The organism is Burkholderia sp. Se-20373 (assembly GCF_017104705.1).
Lineage (GTDB): Bacteria > Pseudomonadota > Gammaproteobacteria > Burkholderiales > Burkholderiaceae > Burkholderia.
Genome location: NZ_JAAGPH010000031.1, coordinates 1 through 16,469, shown reverse-complemented (window position 1 = coordinate 16,469; position 16,469 = coordinate 1). Strand labels below are relative to the sequence as shown.

The 16,469-nt window shown below is 67.8% G+C and carries 16 protein-coding genes; 11 read left to right on the top strand and 5 right to left on the bottom strand.

The genetic code is table 11. The features are described from left to right. Window positions 1-2: 2 nt before the first annotated feature. The gene (locus tag G3N96_RS13225; protein ID WP_124577929.1) at window positions 3-1,676 is read right to left on the bottom strand and encodes an alkaline phosphatase family protein; all 1,674 of its coding nucleotides are present in this window, start codon (window positions 1,674-1,676) and stop codon (window positions 3-5) included. Between the two features lie 361 nt (window positions 1,677-2,037). On the opposite strand from G3N96_RS13225, the gene G3N96_RS13220 reads away from it, so the two are divergent. Further along, window positions 2,038-2,949, top strand: coding sequence for an EamA family transporter (locus G3N96_RS13220; protein ID WP_206137488.1), 912 nt, complete (start codon window positions 2,038-2,040; stop codon window positions 2,947-2,949). Window positions 2,950-2,979: 30 nt separating this feature from the next. Here G3N96_RS13220 and G3N96_RS13215 read toward each other — a convergent pair whose 3' ends face one another. Next, window positions 2,980-3,453, bottom strand: a complete 474-nt coding sequence (locus G3N96_RS13215) for an Lrp/AsnC family transcriptional regulator (RefSeq protein ID WP_039367332.1) — start codon at window positions 3,451-3,453, stop codon at window positions 2,980-2,982. A 319-nt stretch (window positions 3,454-3,772) separates the two neighbouring features. Here G3N96_RS13215 and G3N96_RS13210 point away from each other — a divergent pair, with 319 nt between their 5' ends. From G3N96_RS13210 to G3N96_RS13185, 6 genes are all read left to right on the top strand, one after another. Further along, on the top strand, window positions 3,773-5,158 hold the full coding sequence (locus G3N96_RS13210) for an amino acid permease (RefSeq protein WP_069251526.1): 1,386 nt from the start codon (window positions 3,773-3,775) through the stop codon (window positions 5,156-5,158). 46 nt (window positions 5,159-5,204) lie between these two features. Next, a complete protein-coding gene (locus G3N96_RS13205; RefSeq protein ID WP_206137487.1) occupies window positions 5,205-6,407 on the top strand; it encodes an amino acid aminotransferase in 1,203 nt (400 codons plus the stop codon). A gap of 162 nt (window positions 6,408-6,569) precedes the next feature. After that, window positions 6,570-6,968 carry a DUF488 family protein gene (locus G3N96_RS13200; RefSeq protein WP_089427536.1) on the top strand — a complete coding sequence of 133 codons (399 nt, stop codon included), beginning with the start codon at window positions 6,570-6,572 and terminating at the stop codon, window positions 6,966-6,968. A gap of 138 nt (window positions 6,969-7,106) precedes the next feature. Next, entirely contained in the window at window positions 7,107-7,397 is a 291-nt protein-coding gene (locus G3N96_RS13195) for a DUF1488 domain-containing protein (RefSeq protein WP_089427535.1), read from the top strand. 16 nt (window positions 7,398-7,413) lie between these two features. Then, window positions 7,414-7,653 (top strand): hypothetical protein, encoded by a 240-nt coding sequence (locus tag G3N96_RS13190; protein ID WP_039367346.1) that lies wholly within the window; start codon window positions 7,414-7,416, stop codon window positions 7,651-7,653. Window positions 7,654-7,808: 155 nt separating this feature from the next. Further along, window positions 7,809-8,159: a metal ABC transporter ATPase gene (locus G3N96_RS13185; RefSeq protein ID WP_206137486.1), complete on the top strand. Its 351-nt coding sequence runs from the start codon at window positions 7,809-7,811 to the stop codon at window positions 8,157-8,159. A gap of 45 nt (window positions 8,160-8,204) precedes the next feature. Here G3N96_RS13185 and G3N96_RS13180 read toward each other — a convergent pair whose 3' ends face one another. The 3 genes from G3N96_RS13180 to lhpI all read right to left on the bottom strand — a co-directional run bounded on the left by G3N96_RS13180 (window position 8,205) and on the right by lhpI (window position 10,508). Then, a complete protein-coding gene (locus G3N96_RS13180) occupies window positions 8,205-8,984 on the bottom strand; it encodes a helix-turn-helix domain-containing protein (protein ID WP_124577945.1) in 780 nt (259 codons plus the stop codon). A 16-nt stretch (window positions 8,985-9,000) separates the two neighbouring features. Continuing rightward, window positions 9,001-9,405, bottom strand: coding sequence for a response regulator transcription factor (locus tag G3N96_RS13175; RefSeq protein WP_206137485.1), 405 nt, complete (start codon window positions 9,403-9,405; stop codon window positions 9,001-9,003). 167 nt (window positions 9,406-9,572) lie between these two features. Then, window positions 9,573-10,508 carry a bifunctional Delta(1)-pyrroline-2-carboxylate/Delta(1)-piperideine-2-carboxylate reductase gene (gene lhpI, locus G3N96_RS13170; protein WP_206137484.1) on the bottom strand — a complete coding sequence of 312 codons (936 nt, stop codon included), beginning with the start codon at window positions 10,506-10,508 and terminating at the stop codon, window positions 9,573-9,575. A gap of 262 nt (window positions 10,509-10,770) precedes the next feature. On the opposite strand from lhpI, the gene G3N96_RS13165 reads away from it, so the two are divergent. From G3N96_RS13165 to G3N96_RS13150, 4 genes are all read left to right on the top strand, one after another. Next, a complete protein-coding gene (locus G3N96_RS13165; protein ID WP_206137483.1) occupies window positions 10,771-11,508 on the top strand; it encodes a GntR family transcriptional regulator in 738 nt (245 codons plus the stop codon). A 121-nt stretch (window positions 11,509-11,629) separates the two neighbouring features. Beyond that, the gene (locus G3N96_RS13160) at window positions 11,630-12,751 is read left to right on the top strand and encodes a branched-chain amino acid ABC transporter substrate-binding protein (protein WP_206137482.1); all 1,122 of its coding nucleotides are present in this window, start codon (window positions 11,630-11,632) and stop codon (window positions 12,749-12,751) included. A 65-nt stretch (window positions 12,752-12,816) separates the two neighbouring features. Beyond that, complete coding sequence (lhpH, locus tag G3N96_RS13155; RefSeq protein ID WP_089432659.1) at window positions 12,817-13,824, top strand: trans-3-hydroxy-L-proline dehydratase; 1,008 nt, start codon at window positions 12,817-12,819, stop codon at window positions 13,822-13,824. 175 nt (window positions 13,825-13,999) lie between these two features. Then, window positions 14,000-16,469: transglycosylase domain-containing protein (locus G3N96_RS13150; RefSeq protein WP_206137481.1), on the top strand; the 2,470-nt coding region annotated here is incomplete at its 3' end.

Sequence of the window (16,469 nt, the reverse complement as noted above, 5' to 3'; positions counted from 1 at the left end):
GGTCAGATCGCCGGTGCCGCGCTCAATGCAGTGCCAAGCGTCGGGTCGAGGTACAGCGGCGTCGTGTTCGGCTTCGACGTGAAGTCGAACAATGCGCGCAGGTCGCCTGCCGTCGCATCGAACGAGCCGCCGCCGATGCGCTGGCCGCCGAGCCAGTTGTCCTCGATGAAGCGCACGACGGACGCCTGGTCGAGCATCGTGTGGTCGACGTAGTTCTGCTTCGCGTACGGCGAGATCACGACGAGCGGAATGCGCACGCCCGGGCCGCAGCGGCCGTTCACGGTCGCGCCGTTCACGCCGGTGGTGCCGCCCGTGCCGCACTTGCCGCTGCCGTTGACCTGGTCGACCGGGTCCGACGATGCGTGCGTCGGCGCGGTGTACACGTGGTCGTACCAGCCGTCCGAGTCGTCATAGGTGACGATCACGGCCGTGTTCTGCCAGTCCGGCTGCTGCTGCAGGAAGTTGACGACCTTCGTCACGAACGCCTGCTCGTCGAGCGGATCCGAATAGCCCGCATGCCCGTCCTGCGCGGCCGGCGCCTTCAGGTAGCTGACCGACGGGAAGTTGCCGGCCTTCACGGCGGCGAAGAAGTCGTCCGAGTCGTACTGGTGGTTCGCGGGTTCGGCGGTCTTGCCGTCCGTCTGGAAGCTCGAACCGATCGCCGCGACCGAGCTCGGGCGCGTGTGCTGCGGGTTCGCGGTCGACGCGTAGTACTGGAACCAGTTGTGGTGCGGGATGTAGTCGGCCGTCGCGGCGTTCACGGCGGTGGCGACCGTGCTGCGCGCGCAGCCCGTCGTACCGTTGCCGTTCGTCGTCGACAGGTTGAAGCCGCCCATGAAGCCGCCCCACGTGATCTTCGCGCTGTTCAGCAGGTCGCCGATGTTCTTGCCGGTCATCATCGCCTGGTCGGTCGTGCTCGAGCACACGTCGTAGCCCGGGTCGACGTCGTTGATCATCGTGAGGCCGCCCTGGCCGTCGTTGATGTAGTACGAGGTCGCGGCGAGCGTCGACGGCTGCTTCGACGTCTTGACGATCTGCATCCCGTTGGTCTGGCCCGACACGACGTTCAGCGCGCCCGGCGTCGACGGGCCGTAGACCGTCGTGAACGTGTTGTCGCTCATCGCGAAGCGCTGCGCGTAGTTCCACAGCGCGGTCACGGTGTTGCCGTCGAAGTAGCCCATCACCTGGCCCTTCGTGCCGAATGCGCCGGCGCCGCCGGACGAGCCCTTGCCGGTGTATTTCGGGAACAGGTCGGCGAGGCCGTTGTCCTCGGCCTGCTGCTCGGCCGTGTACGCGTGGTTCTGGTCGGCGGTCGCGGCCTGCGTGCGGTCGAGGCGGAACGGGTTCGCCGCGTCGGTGCCGTTGGCCGTGTTCGTGAAGTTCGGGTTCGCGGTGAGCAGCGTGCCCGTCAGCCCGTTGATCGCCGGCGTGCCGGACTTGGCGGTGAACGCCGGTTCGCCCGACGGGTTCGTCGCGTTCGGGTAGGTGCCGAAGTAGTGGTCGAACGAGATGTTTTCACCGTAGATCACGACGACGTGCTTGATCGGCGTGGCGGTCTGCAGCGCATCCTGCGACGACACGGCAGGCGTCGACGTGGGATCGTCGCTGCCGCCGCAGGCGAACAGCGCCAGCGCCGCGGCTGCGCAGGCGGTGACGAGCAAAGCTTGACGGAACATCGGGAAACTCCAGGTAAGGTCTTCGATGGTGGAGAGCGGCCCCGTCGCCGTGTCGGTTCGGCGCGAAGCTCGTGAGAGAGCACGCGCATTGGAACAGCCCCGTATGAAGATATGGGGACGGAGTGGTTTCGTCGCGATTGCGTTGCGGTATCGATTTCATTACGGCGGAATGCGATGCGAAAGCGAACGGAAAGGGGTGGGCCGCATGCCACCTTCGCGTCACATCTCGCGTCACATCTCGCGGCGCATGGGCCGGTTGCCGCGGATGCCGCGCGGGGCGGGCGAAAGCGCGTCGTCGACCGGTTGGCGCACGATGCGGTGCTGCGCCCGCTTTTTGACAATCGGATGACGTATTCCTACGATGAACGCCCTGCGGCGACGATTTCGCGTGGCCGACCGTCAACGAGTATTCACCGTGCCGATCCCCGTTCTGTTTGCCGTCCTGTGTGCGGCGTTCCTGCACGCATCGTGGAATGCGCTCGTCCGCAGCAGCGGCGACCGGCTCCGGTCGGCCACGGTGCTGCAGATCGCGATCGGGTTGTTCGCGCTGCTGTTCCTGCCGGCCGCGGCGCCGATCACGGCGGCAAGCTGGGCGTGCGTCGTCGCGTCGGCCGTGCTGCACGTCGTCTATACGCTGCTGCTGGTGCGCGCATACGAGCACGGCGACCTCACCGTCGCATATCCGGTCGCGCGCGGCACCGCGCCGCTGCTCGTCACGCTCGGCGCGGCGGCGTTCGCGGGCGAGCGGCTGAACCTGGGCGCGCAGGCAGGGCTCGTGCTGATCTGCGCGGGCATCCTGGCGATCGGCCTGGAGCGCGGGCGCGGCGCAAAGCACCGGATGATGCAGGTGCTGCCGACCGCGTTCGCGACCGGCGTGTCGATCGCGGCCTACAGCGTGGTCGACGGAATCGGCGTGCGGGAAAGCGGCAATACGGTCGGCTATACCGCGTGGATGTTCGTGCTGACGGGCGCGATGATGGCCGCTTATTACCGGCTGCGGGCAGGGCCGCTGCGGCTGACGCAGGAGGTCGGGGAAACGGCGAAGGCCGCGTGCGGCGGCGTGTTCGCGGCGCTCGCGTACGGCATCGTGATCTGGGCGATGGATCGCGCGCCGATGGGGCCGGTGTCGGCGCTGCGCGAAACGAGCGTGGTGTTCGCGGCGCTGATCGCGCGCGTGTCTCTCGGCGAGCGGCTGACGCCGCGCCGGGCGGCCGGTTGCATGGTGATCGCGGCGGGGGCGTTGCTGATCAGTGCGTTTGAAGCGGTGAGATAACGGGGCCCGCCTGGCGCGCGGCCCGCCCCATCAGGCCTCGACCGGCATCGCGCTCGTGCACTTGATCTCGTCGAGGCACACGCTCGAATGCACGCCGCTCACGCCGGGAATGCGCATCAGCGTCTCGAGCAGGAATCGCGACAAGCCTTTCAGATCGTGCGCGACGACCTTCAACACGTAGTCGATGTCGCCCGTCACCGAGAAGCATTCCTGGATCTGCGCGAGATCGGACACCAGTTTCTGGAACTTCGACAGGTCGCGGATATGCCCGCGCTCCATCGTCACGTGCACGAAAGCGGTCACGCCGAAACCGAGCGTGTCGGGGCACAGCCGGGTTTCATAGCGACGGATCGCACCGATTTCCTCCAGCCGCCGGTGGCGGCGCAGCGTCTGCGCGGGCGACAGGCCGACGGCCTTCGCCAGGTCGAGGTTCGACGCGCGGCCGTTCTCCTGCAGGATCGCGAGCAAGTGGCGATCGAGGCGATCCAGAACCGGTTCATGCATTTTTGTTTCCTCATCCGTCTCCTGGATGCAATCTTATCTCATAATGTAGGGTTTGCATGAACGGGTTACGCAACCCGATTTCGCCGTCGCGACGCTAAACTGACGCCGGATTTTCGTGTGCGAGCGCAGCAAGGCGGGCGCGGCGACGGTCGGCGGCCGGTCTGGCGGGCACGCCGACGCGAATCGGGCGCCGCCACGCGAAGATTGCAGTCCCCAACCCGGCGGCTCCACGAACGGCCCCGGCACACCAAAACAGCGCCCGGCACACCGAGGCGCGCCGCACCCCGCTGCAGGCGGGCGCGGACAGAGTGGAGAAGACATGGTTTCTGGAAACGAGAGCGACGGCCTGAAGCGCGGGCTGAAGAACCGGCACATCCAGCTGATTGCGCTCGGCGGCGCGCTCGGCACGGGGCTGTTCCTCGGCATCGCGCAGACGATCAAGATGGCGGGCCCGTCCGTGCTGCTCGGCTACGCGGTGGCCGGCATCGTCGCGTTCTTCATCATGCGCCAGCTCGGCGAGATGGTCGTCGACGAGCCCGTCGCCGGCTCGTTCAGCTACTTCGCCAACAAATACGTCGGCCACTTCACCGGCTTCCTGTCGGGCTGGAACTACTGGGTGCTGTACATCCTCGTCAGCATGGCCGAGCTGTCGGCCGTCGGGATCTACGTGCAGTACTGGTGGCCCGGCGTGCCGACCTGGGTGTCGGCGCTGGTCTTCTTCGTCGCGATCAACCTGCTCAACCTGGCCAGCGTGAAGTCGTACGGCGAGACGGAATTCTGGTTCTCGATCATCAAGGTCGCCGCGATCGTCGGGATGATCGGCTTCGGCGGCTGGCTGCTCGCGAGCGGCCATGCGGGGCCGGAGGCGAGTGTCCGGAACCTGTGGCAGCACGGCGGCTTCTTCCCGAACGGCGTGTCGGGGCTCGTGATGTCGATGGCCGCGATCATGTTCTCGTTCGGCGGGCTGGAGCTGATCGGCATCACCGCGGCCGAGGCCGACGATCCGAAGCGCAGCATTCCGCGCGCGACCAACCAGGTGATCTACCGCATCCTGATTTTCTACATCGGCGCGCTCGCCGTGCTGCTGTCGCTGTATCCGTGGGAAAAGGTCGTCACCGGCGGCAGCCCGTTCGTGCTGATTTTCCACGCGCTGAGCAGCAACCTGGTGGCCAACGTGCTGAACGTGGTCGTGCTGACGGCGGCGCTGTCGGTCTACAACAGCGGCGTGTACAGCAACAGCCGGATGCTGTTCGGCCTCGCGAAGCAAGGTAACGCGCCGAAGGTGCTGTGCTCGGTGAACAAGCGCGGCATTCCGCTCGCCGCGCTCGGCGCGTCGGCGCTCGCGACCGGCGTGTGCGTGCTGGTCAACTACTTCATGCCGGGCAAGGCGTTCGAGGTGCTGATGGGCCTCGTCGTGTCGGCGCTGATCATCAACTGGGCGATGATCACGCTGATCCACCTGAAGTTCCGCCAGGCCAAGCGCGCGGCCGGGGAGGAGACTTCCTTCCGCAGTCTGGGCTATCCTTTCACGAATTACCTGTGCCTGGCTTTCATGGCCGGCATTCTCGTCGTGATGTACCTGACGCCGGATCTCCGTCTGTCGGTGTACCTGATCCCGGTATGGCTCGCGGTGCTCGCGGTCGGGTATCGCTTCCGTCAGAAGAATGCAGGCTATGCGGTGCATGACGGCGCATCCGCACGCTGATACAGGCCACGACCGACCACTCTTCCAAACGAGACCGATTCAAGCCATGTTCGAACACATCGACGCGTACCCGGGCGACCCGATCCTGACGCTCAACGAGAACTTCCAGAAAGATCCGCGCGACCAGAAGGTCAACCTGAGCATCGGCATCTACTTCGACGCCGAAGGCCGGATTCCGGTGATGGGCGCCGTGCGCGAAGCCGAAACCGCGCTGCAGCGCGACAGCGGCGCGAAGCCGTACCTGCCGATGGTCGGCCTGGCCGCGTATCGCGACGCCGTGCAGGCGCTCGTGTTCGGCGCCGATCACCCGGCCCGCGCGGCCGGCCGCATCGCAACGCTGCAGACGCTCGGCGGCTCCGGCGCACTGAAGGTGGGCGCCGATTTCCTGAAGCGCTACTTCCCGGATTCGCAGGTGTGGCTCAGCGATCCGAGCTGGGAAAACCACCGCTTCATCTTCGAGCGCGCCGGCTTCACGGTGAACACGTATCCGTACTACGACGAAGCGACGGGCGGCCTGAAGTTCGACGCGATGCTCGCGGCGATCGACGCGCTGCCGGCGCGCAGCATCGTGCTGCTGCACGCGTGCTGCCACAACCCGACCGGCGTCGACCTCGACGAAGGCCAGTGGGAGAAGCTGATCGACGTGATCGAGGCGCGCGGGCTGCTGCCGTTCGTCGACATGGCGTACCAGGGCTTCGGCGCGGGCCTCGACGCGGATGCGTTCGCGGTGCGTGAACTGGCCCGCCGGGGCGTGCCGGCGCTGGTCGCGAACTCGTTCTCGAAGAACTTCTCGCTGTACGGCGAGCGCGTGGGCGGCCTGAGCGTCGTCTGCGAGGATGCCGCCGCGGCCGACCGCGTGCTCGGCCAGCTGGCCGGCGCCGTGCGCTCGAACTACAGCAACCCGCAAACCTACGGCGCGAAGGTCGTGGCAACCGTGCTCGGCACTCCCGCGCTGCGCAAGCAGTGGGAAGAGGAACTGGCGGCGATGTGCCGCCGCATCGCGCGGATGCGCCAGTCGATCCATGACGGCCTGCGCGACCACGTCAGCGGCGAGGCACTCACGCGCTACGTGAAGCAGCGCGGGATGTTCACGTACACGGGCCTGACCGAATCGCAGGTCGATGCGCTGCGCGAAGTGCACGGCGTGTACGTCCTGCGTTCGGGCCGGATGTGCGTCGCGGGCCTGAACGACTCGAACGTCGCCATCGTCGCGGATGCTATCGGCAAGGTGCTGAAGAGCGGCGTCTGAGCGCGGCGCGCCCCGGCGCGCAACACGGCTGGCCGAACCGGCTGTCTCCGCAAGGGGGCAGCCGGTTTTTCGTTGTGCGGCCGCAGGGTGCGCCATCCGGCTGACGCGGGGGCACGCACGGCGGTACGATCACGGCATCCCACCCAACTCGGAAGGAAGCTCATGGGCATCCGGATCATCCAGCTCGGCACGCCGCGCGCGGCCGGCGAGGGCCTGCGGATCGGCACGGTGCGGCGGCCGCCGCGCGGCGTGCCGAAGGCGGAATTCGCGTCGCGCAACTACTATGATGTATGGCTGCCGACGTTGTCGCCGAGCCCCGAACTCGTCGCCCAGGCGCAGGCCGCCGCAACCGATGCCGAATGGAACGCGTTCCGGCGTCACTTCCGTGCGGAGATGGCGCATGGCGATGCGCCGAAGGTGCTCGACCTGCTGGCGGCGCTGTCGGCGACCACCGCGTTCTCGATCGGCTGCTACTGCGACGACGAGCGCCATTGCCACCGCAGCGTGCTGCGCGAGCTGCTCGCGGAGCGCGGCGCGGCGATCGAGCCCGACGCGGGCTGAAAACCGTTCGTAGCGGCATCGCGCAGCCGCGCCGGCACGCTGCCGCGTCGTTATCGTGCGGTGCAGCGAACCGGTTGACGTGGGTCAAGCGTGCGGGCGCGCGCCCCACTATGCTCTTGTCATGGAGCCATCACGACGATGACAGGCCGACAGATGCAGATTGTTTTCCCGCCGGAACCCCCCGAATATTGCGCACGCGACCTGGTCGTGGCGTTTTCGGCACTGGTCGACGGACGGTGCGTACAGTGCGCGGTCACGGCCGAAGCGCTGGAGGATCATTTCGGCGCGCCGTCGCTGCTCGAACGCGACCTGCTGGCCGCATTCGACGCGCACCGGTCGGCGATCGAGGCGATGGCACGACGCATGCTCGAGGAAATCGGCGGCCGGCCGGTGCTGCTGCACAGCGGGCACTTCCGGCTCGGAGACTGATACCGCAGGAGGGCGCATGACACTGCAGGGCAACATTCACGAACGCGACTGGTCCGTCGAAGTCGAGACGCGCCCGTGCGAATCGGGCGAATTCCGCTGCCGCGTGTCGGTCGAGCACGGCACCGGCGCCGCGCGTTTTCATCATACGTTCGAGCACAGCCATGCGTATCCGACCGAACGCGAGGCGATGATCGAAGGGCTGCGGGCCGGCATGACGTGGATCGAGATGAAGACGTCGCAGACCTTCAACGTATGAACGGACCCGCGCCGGCGACGGCACGGGCAGACTATCGGCCGGGCAGCGATCGCAGAAATCGCGCCGTGCCACGGGCAACACGTGCCGCCGCCTTTCGGTGCGGGCGGCACATGCAAGGCGGTCGACGAGCGGGCGGCCCCGTCAGGAGACACGACATGGGCGTAGGCATGCAGATCGCCTGCCTGGGATTCGCGGGGACCGCCGCGGTCGAAGCCGAAGCCGGCGCGCAGCTGGTGCGGCTCGAACGGTTTCGCGCGCTGATCGACGGCTGTCACCTCGCCATTGAAGCGAGCGCCGACGCCGATGGCGCACGCGTGTACGACGTACGACTCGACCTCGTGATGCACGACACGGCGCGCTGGCCGCTGCCGCCGTGCGTCGGCGGCAACCTGGACGACGCGCTGCGCCGCGCGTTCATGCAGGCCGAACAGGCGCTGCTCGCGTGCTCGGCGGCCGGTGCAAGGGTGGGGCTGCGCAACGCGGCGGCCGATGGCGCGGTGCGATGATGCATCGCGCGCGGTGCCGTCAGCCGCGGCCTGGGTTCCGGGTTGTCAGACCCGTGCGAGCGCTTGCGAGTCGATGATGCGCACGCGCTTGCCGCGCGTTTCGACCAGCGCTTCGCGATGGAACCGCGAGAACATTCGGCTCACGGTTTCGAGCTTCATCCCGAGATAGCAGCCGATTTCCTCGCGCGTCATCCGCAGGTTGAATTCCGTCGCCGAATAGCCGCGCGCCTCGAAGCGCGACGACAGGTTCAGCAGGAAATGCGCGACGCGCTGCTCGGCCGACATCGTGCCGAGCAGCAGCATCTGGCTCGATTCGCGGACGATCTCGCTGCTCAGCATCTGGTAGAGGAAGTGCTGCATCGGCTTGATCTCGCGGCACGCCGCTTCGAGAGCACCGAACGGGATGATGCACACGACGCTGTCCTCGAGCGCGATCGCGTCGCAGCAATGCTGGCCGCCGCCGATGCCGTCCATCCCGAGCGTTTCACCGGCAATCTGGAAGCCCGTCACGTGTTCGCGGCCGTCGCGATGCATCATCACCGTCTTGAACGAACCCGCGCGCACCGCATAGATGCTCTGGAACGGATCGTCGGTGCGGAACAGTGCCTCACCCTGGCGCACCTGCCGGGTCGTGCAGATAATCGAGTCGAGGCGGCCGTATTCGGCCGCGGTCAGGTGCGGCGGCAGGCACATCGAGCGCATCGCGCACACCGAGCAGCGCGCGGCGGGATGTTTGGCGGCGTCGGCGCGCGTGACCGCGCGAAGCGGAATCGTCGGCCGGGGCGTGATGGATACGTCGGCGGCGCAGGGGGTGGCTGTGGACATGAGTCACTCCGGCTCGTCAGGGGTGGTGCACGCGAGCGTGCACCAGGGATTCGATGACCTGGCATGCGGCGTCGAATTCGACGGTCTTGTCGAAGAAGTAGTCGGCTCCGGCCAACGCGCATGCCTCTCTGAATGCCGGCGCCGAGTGATTCGTCAGCACGATCGTGACGATGCGCGGCGCGGCCTTCGACAGCGTCCCGATCAGCTCGAGGCCGCTGCCGTCCGCCAGCCGCAGGTCGACGATCACCACGTCCGCCTGGCTGCTGCGGATATGGGTCCACGCGTCCTGGCCGTCTTCCGCCTCGCCGACGACGGCGACACCGCGGATCGCGCCGACGAGCAGCGCGATCCGCTGCCGGACGGCAGCGGCATGATCGACGAGAAACACCCGGAGCGCGGCGGGTAACTGGCTGGCATTCATGCCGGCAGTATCGTGTTGCGCCGCCGAAAATGAAATCGGCCGAATTGGAAGTTGATGTAGGCCGCTGCGACGCGTTGTAGGGCGATTCCTACAACGCGCACGGGAAATCGCCGGCGCGGCCCCGAGGGGGCGATGCCGCGAGCGCGGCTGAAGGGGACGTTGCCGGGTCAGCCGGCCTGGCGCGCAGCCAGCGCATCGCGCGCCGTGCGGCATGCGGCGAGATCCCACGCCGCACAGCCGACGCTCTTGAACAGCAGCGGCCCGTTGCGGTCGAATGCGCCGCCCAGCACGTCGGCGAGCGACGCGACGTGCTGCCAGTCGACCTGCGCGACGATCAGGTCGCCGGCCTCGTGGCGCGCGCCGGCCGGATCGTCGACGACCAGCCGGCTGGCGCGCACCGTGTTCGCGTCGATCTCGGCCGCGTCCGCGGTGAACGCGCCGACGCCGACCACGAGCCGGCCTTCGCGCGCGGCTTCGCGATAGACGGGCGTGCGGCTCGTCGTCAGCGTGACGACCACGTCGATCGCATCGGGAATCGCGTCGCCGTCGAGCGGCACGAGATGCGGCGCCTGTGCGCGGTGCGCGGCGCAGAATGCCGCTGCGCTGTCGGCGCGCGTGCCGCGCACGTGAAGGCGCGCTTCGGGAAAGATCGCGGCGAGCGCTTCCGCGTGATTGGCCGCCTGCTTGCCGGTGCCGATCAGCAGGATGTCGCGCGGCGCGGCGCCATGCAGCGCCTGGATGCCGAGCGCGGTGATGGCCGCCGTGCGGCGCCCGGTGACCGTCGGGCCGTCGAGCGCGAAGCGCATCTCGCCGGTGGTCGCGTCGTAGGCGGTGACCTGGCCGAGGATCGTCGGCAGCCCGCGCGCGCCGTTGCCCGGGCACACGTTCACGAGCTTGTGGGTCGCGAGGTCGCGTGCGCTCGACGGCATCGACAGCATCACGCCGCCGGCCTGCAGCGGCACGACCAGGCGTTCGGGGCTGACGATCTCGCCGGCCGCATAGTCGGCGACGGCCTGCCTGAGCGTGGCGAGCAGCGCCGGGTAGTCGAGCAGCGCAGCCGTGTCGGCCGCATCGAAAACGGGAATCGGGGAAAGAGCGGTCATCGTGTACGTCGCATGCGTCGGTGAGCGTGGACGACGGGCGCATGCCGCGCCCGCCAAGAGCTGCCGGATACCGTGACACAGGGCAGTGTGGATCGAATCTATACCACTTGCTGGCCCACCCGCAACCCAGAAAATAAAGCGCCTCGCCGGTTTTGGTTCTAATATCTATCCAGAAGGGCCGCCATGGCCTCGATGCGGGCGCGCTCCGGTATAGTGCGAACCCATTCCAGATTCACGCCCGCGACCGGGCAGGAGCCATACGATGATGTCCGCGCGTCCCGACACACTCGAAGGCGGTTTCAGGCCGCTGCAGATCTACGAGCAGGTGGCCGAGAAGATCCGCGACGAAATCCGCGCGGGGCGCTATGCCGCCGAATCGCGGCTGCCGTCCGAGCGCGAGCTCGCGGGGCTGTTCCAGGTCGGCCGGCCGGCCGTGCGCGAGGCGCTCGGCGCACTGCAGAACGAAGGGCTCGTGTTCACGAAGCGCAATTCGGGCACCTACGTCGTCGCGTCGCCTCTCGACGTGCTCGCGGCGCGCGGCGACACGCACCGGGCGTCCGAAGCCGATTTCAGCCCGACGTCGACGCTCGACGTGCGGCTGATCCTGGAGCCCGCGATCGCGCGCCTCGCGGCTGCGCACGGCCGAGCCGATCCCGGCGCCGAACGCTATCTGGCCCAGATGGAAACCATTACCGACGTCGACGATCCGCATCAGCGCGCGCTGTGGAACGAGAGCGACCGGTTGTTCCACCGGCAGCTCGCGCTGATGACCGGCGACGCGCTGATCGTGAAGATCGCGGACGAAGTCGCGAAGACGATGGACCAGCCGCTGTGGAAGCGGCTGAAGGACGACGGCATCTACGATGCGGGCCGGATCCGGCTCTACGTGTCCGAACACCGGCTGATCTACGAGGCGATCGTGTCCGGCGACGCCGATGCGGCGGCATTCTATGTCGAGCAGCACATCCGCCGCGTGCGGCGCGACATCACGCCGAAGTGACCGTGCCGGGCTCGTTCTGGTCTGAAAAATGACCAGAATCGACATTTTTATTTTGAAATTGCTTGCATGGTGACCACGCGTATCCTACATTGGTTTCACACAAAACCAATCAGGAGACATCATGCGACACCTCGTTACCGCGCTCTCGGTGGCCCTCGCCGCCGGCGCGCTGACTTCCGCGCACGCGCAGGAAGTTGTCATGATCGGCCATTCGGCGCCGCTGACCGGTCCACAGGCCGCGAACGGCAAGGACAATGAAAACGGCGCGCGCCTGGCCGTCGACGAACTCAACAAGGCCGGCATCAAGGTCGCCGGCAAGACCATCACCTTCAAACTGGTCTCCGACGACGACCAGGCCGATCCGAAGGCCGGCGTGCAGGTGGCGCAGAACCTCGTCGACAAGGGCGTCGTCGCGGTGCTCGGGCCGTACAACTCGGGCGTCGCGATTCCCGCCTCGCGCGTATACTCGAGCGCCGGCGTGCCGATGCTGCCGGTCGCGTCGAACCCGGCACTGACCAAGCAGGGCTTCAAGAACATCTTCCGGATCGGCGCGAGCGACGAGCAGCTCGGCGGCACGATGGCCACCTTCGCCGCGAAGACGCTGAACGCCAAGACCGCCGCCGTGATCGACGATCGCACCGCGTACGGGCAGGGCGTGGCCGAGCAGTTCATGAACGTCGCGAAGGCGAACGGGATCAAGATCGTCGACCAGGAATTCACGAGTTCGTCGGCCACCGATTTCCTCGGCATTCTCACCAAGATCAAGGCCGGCAACCCTGACGTGATCTTCCTCGGCGGCTATGCGGCACAGGGCGCGCCGATGGCCAAGCAGATGAAGCAGCGCGGCCTGCGCGCGAAGCTGCTCGGTGGCGACGGCATCTGCTCGGCCGACATGGGCAAGGTCGCGGGCGACGCGGCGTCGATCGTCTACTGCGCGCAGGGCGGCGTCGCGCTCGAGAAGACGGCGGCCGGCCGCGAATTCCTGAAGAAGTACCACGACACGTATCACACCGATACGCAGGTCTACGGCGTGAACTACTACGACGGGATGAAGCTGCTCGCCGACGCGATGGTCAAGGCCGGCACGACCACCGACAAGGCGAAGCTGATCGCGCAGCTTGCGAAATCGAACTACACGGGCGTCGCGGGCACCTATTCGTTCGACGCGAACGGCGACCTGAAGGGCGCACCGACCACCGTCTACGTGATCCGCAACGGCCTGCCGGAACCGTACGCGAAGTAACGGCCAGCCTGCCATCGGACGGCGGCGCGGCCGCCGTTCGTCGTTTCAACGCTTTCGATTCCCTCATGAAAATTTCCCGATCCCTTTCCACCGTCGAAGTCCATACGGGCGGCGAAGCGTTCCGCATCGTCACGAGCGGGCTGCCGCGCGCGCCCGGCGACACGATCGTCCAGCGCCGCGCGTGGCTCAAGGACAACGCCGACGAGATCCGCCGCGCGCTGATGTTCGAACCGCGCGGCCATGCCGACATGTACGGCGGCTACCTGACCGAGCCCGTGTCGCCGAACGCGGATTTCGGCGTGATCTTCGTACACAACGAGGGCTACAGCGACCATTGCGGACACGGCGTGATCGCGCTGTCGACCGCGGCGGTCGAGCTCGGCTGGGTGCAGCGCACGGTGCCGGAAACGCGGGTCGGCATCGACGCGCCGTGCGGCTTCATCGAGGCGTTCGTCAAGTGGGACGGCGAGCATGCGGGGCCGGTGCGCTTCGTCAACGTGCCGTCGTTCATCTGGCAGCGCGACGTGTCGGTCGAGACGCCGTCGTTCGGCACAGTGACCGGCGACATCGCGTACGGCGGCGCGTTCTATTTCTACGTCGACGGTGCGCCGTTCGACCTGCCGGTGCGCGAAGCGGCGGTGGAACGGCTGATCCGCTTCGGCGCGGAAGTGAAGGCCGCCGCGAACGCGAAGTACCCGGTCGTGCATCCGGAGATCCCGGAAATCAACCACATCTACGGCACGATCATCGCGAATGCGCCGCGCCACCCGGGCTCGACGCAGGCGAACTGCTGCGTGTTCGCGGATCGCGAGGTCGACCGTTCGCCGACGGGTTCCGGCACCGGCGGCCGGGTTGCGCAGCTCTACCAGCGCGGGCTGCTCGCGGCCGGCGATACACTCGTCAACGAATCGATCGTCGGCACGGTCTTCAAGGGGCGCGTGCTGCGCGAAACGACGGTCGGCGACATCCCGGCCGTGATTCCGGAAGTGGAAGGCAGCGCCCATATCTGCGGATTCGCGAACTGGATCGTCGACGAACGCGATCCGCTGACCTACGGTTTTCTCGTGCGCTGAGCAGCCGCGCCGATCGGCTGCGCGCGGCGCGGCCACCCGTTTGTCGTACCAGGCTTGGCGTGTCGTTCCCGTTGCGGGGCGCGCGCCTTTTTTGCGTGGGGACCGCCCGTGCAGGCGCCCCGGGTAGGTCGCCGCCAGGCCATCGCCGTCCGGCGGACCGCGCGAGTTTGGTACGATGCACCCTTTTCAGCCGAGCTCCACCCGCGTGAATCGCCGAAACGTGTCGTCAGTGCGTGCCTTCTGTGCCAGATGGGTCGCGCGCGCCCAACCCGTCGCGGCTGCCGCCGTCGCGCGGGTCAAGCCTCTCGCCGCCACCGCGTGGCGCCATCTCCGTCACCCGACGCGCCGCGGCGTACTGCTCGCCGGCGCCGCCGTGCCGGCGCTGTTCGTGGTGTACGTGGTCGTGCTCATCCCGTTCACGCCGGGCATCGGCGACATCCGCAAGGCGCGCGTCGACCAGCCCGCGCAGGTGCTGTCCGCCGACGGCAAGCTGCTGGCCGAATTCAAGCCGTCGAACCGCGAGTGGGTGTCGCTCAAGCAGATCTCGCCGCACATGGTCGACGCACTGATCGCGACCGAGGATCACCGCTTTTACGAGCACCACGGCCTCGACTGGAAGCGCACGGCGTCGGCCGCGCTCCACACGTTCTCGGGCAGCCGCCAGGGCGGCTCGACGATCACGCAGCAGCTCGCGCGCAACCTGTATCCGGACGAGATCGGCCGTGCGCCGACGCTCACGCGCAAGGTGAAGGAGGCGATCACCGCGCTGAAGATCGAGGCGGTCTACAGCAAGGATCAGATTCTCGAAACCTACCTGAACACGGTGCCGTTCCTGTACAACGCGTACGGTGTCGAGATGGCCGCGCGCACCTATTTCGACAAGTCGGCCGACGAGCTCGACGTGCTCGACAGCGCGACGCTGGTCGGGATGCTGAAGGGCAACAGCTACTACAACCCGGTGCTGAACCCGGAGCGCGCGCTGCAGCGGCGCAATACGGTGCTCGGCCAGATGGTGAAGTACGGCAAGCTGTCGCCCGCGCAGTTCGCGCAGCTGCAACGCCGGCCGCTGCGGATCGACTTCGAGCGCCAGAAGGAGCCGCCGGGGCCGGCGCCGCACTTCGCGCAGCAGCTGCGCAAATGGCTGATCGCGTGGGCCGACCGCAACGACTACAACATCTACTCGGACGGGCTGATCGTGCGCACGACGATCGACGCGCGGCTGCAGCAGATGGCGACGCAGGCGCTCACGCTGCAGGGCAACCAGCTGCAGGGCATCGCGAACAGCGCGTGGAGCGGCCGCGACGGCTGCGGCACCGACAACGAGGTGTTCCGCACCTTCATGCGCGAGTCGCCCGAGTACAAGGCCGCGCAGGACGCCGGCAAGGACGACGCGGCCGCGATGAAGCTGCTCGCGGCCGACCGCGGCTTCATGCGCACGCTGTGCAAGACAAAGACCGACGTGCAGGCCGGCTTCCTCGCGATCGATCCGCGCGACGGGCAGATCCGTGCGTGGGTCGGCAGCCGCGACTTCACCAACGAGCCGTTCGACCACGTCGCGCAGGCGCGGCGCCAGCCGGGCTCGACGTTCAAGCCGTTCGTCTATGGCGTCGCGTTCGCGAACGGGATGAAGCCGGACGACACGTTCATCGACCAGCCGGTCGAGATCCCGTTGAAGGGTGGCGAGATCTGGCGGCCGAACGACGACGTGCCGCCCACCGGCAAGCCGATGACGCTGCGCGACGCGGTCGCGCTGTCGCGCAACCGGATCACCGCGCAGGTGATGGAGAAAGTCGGGCCGGCTGCCGTGGCCCGACTTGCACGCGACATGGGCGTGCGCGAAAGCCCGCTCGAACGCGTGCCGTCGCTGGCGCTCGGCACGAGCCCGGTCACGCTGAAGGAGATGGTCGCGTCGTACGCGACGATCGCGAATGGCGGGCTGTACGTCGAGCCGCAGATGGTGACGCGCATCGAGAACCGTCAGGGCGACGTGCTCGCCGAATACGCGCCGGCGCCGCCCGAGCGCGCGCTCGACGCCGAAACCGACAAGACGCTGCTCAGCGTGATGCGCGACGTCGTGACGCGCGGCACGGGCGGCAGCATCCGCACGCGCTTCGGGATCCGCGGTGACGTGGCCGGCAAGACGGGCACGACGCAGGACAACGCGGATGGCTGGTTCATCCTGATGCAGCCCGGCCTCGTGGCCGGTGCGTGGGTCGGTTTCGACGACGGCCGCGTGACGCTGCGCAGCGACTACTGGGGGCAGGGCGCGCACAGTGCGCTGCCGATCGTCGGCGATTTCTTCCAGCGTGCGCAGCGCGCCCGGCTCGTCGATACGAAGGCGAAATTCGACACCGAGCCGTCGCCGGGCTGGTTCGCGTCGCTGCGCGAACGCGCGACGGACCTGTTCGACACGTGGTTCCCGCCCGACGCGAAGAAGTCGCCCGCACCGGTCAGGACGCAGCGGGTGGAGCGGGCGCCCGAGGCGGATACCGACGAGGCGTCGGCCGCATCGGCCGCCTCGGTGCCCGAAGCGGCATCCGGGGGCATCGTCGAGGAATGGGTGCCGGCGTCCGAAGTGGCCGCGTCGGCCGCCGCGCTGTCGGCGGGCGCGGCGCAGCCAGATCGGAAGAGCGTCTTGTGGGGAA